Genomic DNA, 1523 nt, shown 5'->3' on the forward strand with positions numbered 1-1523 from the left:
GCTCTGATGACATTTGGATTGTAAAGATCGGTCTGATTTCCGGCAATTAAAACGGCATCAACACCGGCAGCATCACAGGTACGCAAAACTGCCCCTATGTTTCCGGGTTTTTCAATATTTTCCATGACGAGGATCAGGGGGTTTTCAGGTAATATCAGATGATCCGGATGAAGGTTTCTGGCGTGTGCTATGGCCAACACATTTTTAGTGTCTTCGCGGTAGGCCAGTCGGCCAAAACTTTTATCATCGAGTAAAAAATATTCATCCGCCTGAATTTTTGTATTATCCAGAAAATCAATAATTTCTTTCTCCGTCATTCTGGAAGCAGGAAATAAAAGGCTTTCAAAGGAGTAGCCTCCCTCCTGTGCATGCCTGACTTCACGCAAACCTTCAATAAGAAACAAACCGCTTTCTTTTCGCTCCTTTGCACTCCCAAGCGAGCGGCATAATCTGACCAGCGGATTCTGAAGGCTGCTGATATATTTAAATCGTATATCCATTAAACAAAAATAAGGGTGCATCTTTGCAAAGGCAAATTTAGGCCATTGTGATGAAAATAATCAATGTCAGCGGCTGGAAAGATTATGAACTGTTAGACAGCGGTCATTTTGAAAAACTGGAACGCTTCGGGAAATACATTTTGGCGCGTCCGGAGCCGCAGGCAGTATGGCAAAAATCATGGAGTGAACAGGAATGGCAAAAAATGGCTGATGCCTGGTTTAAACGTAAAAGAGCAAATAAAGGGGAAGCCCTGAACCCTAACGAATCGGGGGATTGGATAAAAAAATCAGGAATGCCGGAACAATGGAAAGTATCATATAACTACAAAAAAATGAGGCTGACATTCCGCCTGGGAATGACTGCCTTTAAACATATCGGATTGTTCCCGGAACAGGCCGAAAACTGGAATTATATTTATGATAAACTTTCTGAATATGGGAAAGGGAGCCGATTTTTAAACCTTTTTGCCTATACGGGAGGAGCTTCGCTGGCTGCAAAAGCGGCCGGTGCCGATGTGGTGCATGTCGATTCGGTCAGGCAGGTGATCAACTGGTCTCGGGAAAATATGGAATATTCAGGATTGGACGGAATCCGCTGGGTAGTGGAAGATGCACTGAAATTTGTCAGGCGGGAGGTTAAAAGAGGTAGTAAATATAATGGAATCATCCTCGATCCGCCTGCATACGGAAGAGGACCTGGAGGCGAAAAATGGGTTCTTGAAGAACAAATAGATGAAATGATACATGGTTGCAATAAATTATTAATTGGCAATCAATCATTTATGATTATTAACCTGTATTCGGTGGGTTTTTCAGCACTCATTGCAGAAAATATGGTCAGAAAATATGGAGGGCGGGAGGTGGCAGCTGAAAGCGGAGAACTTATCATGACCGACAGGAATGGATTTGTATTGCCGTTAGGGGTATTTTGCCGTTTCAGCAGATGATTTTTCTTCGAAGAAAGTCGTTATAATGAAAAATTAAGGCTTTGATGATGATTATTATTTATTAGCAGTGTAACGA

General features: G+C 42.4%; 2 protein-coding genes. One reads left to right on the top strand and one right to left on the bottom strand.

Annotated elements, in window-relative coordinates; genetic code table 11:
• Positions 1 to 500, bottom strand: a 500-nt coding sequence (locus GX437_10685; protein ID NLJ08126.1) for an RNA methyltransferase, incomplete at its 3' end; no start/stop codon positions are given.
• 50 nt (positions 501 to 550) lie between these two features.
• Between GX437_10685 and GX437_10690 the strand changes: the two genes are divergently transcribed.
• Positions 551 to 1447 (top strand): oxidoreductase, encoded by an 897-nt coding sequence (locus GX437_10690; protein NLJ08127.1) that lies wholly within the window; start codon positions 551 to 553, stop codon positions 1445 to 1447.
• Positions 1448 to 1523: the final 76 nt, after the last annotated feature.

This window comes from Sphingobacteriales bacterium, from assembly GCA_012517435.1.
In the GTDB taxonomy this organism is placed as follows: domain Bacteria; phylum Bacteroidota; class Bacteroidia; order CAILMK01; family JAAYUY01; genus JAAYUY01.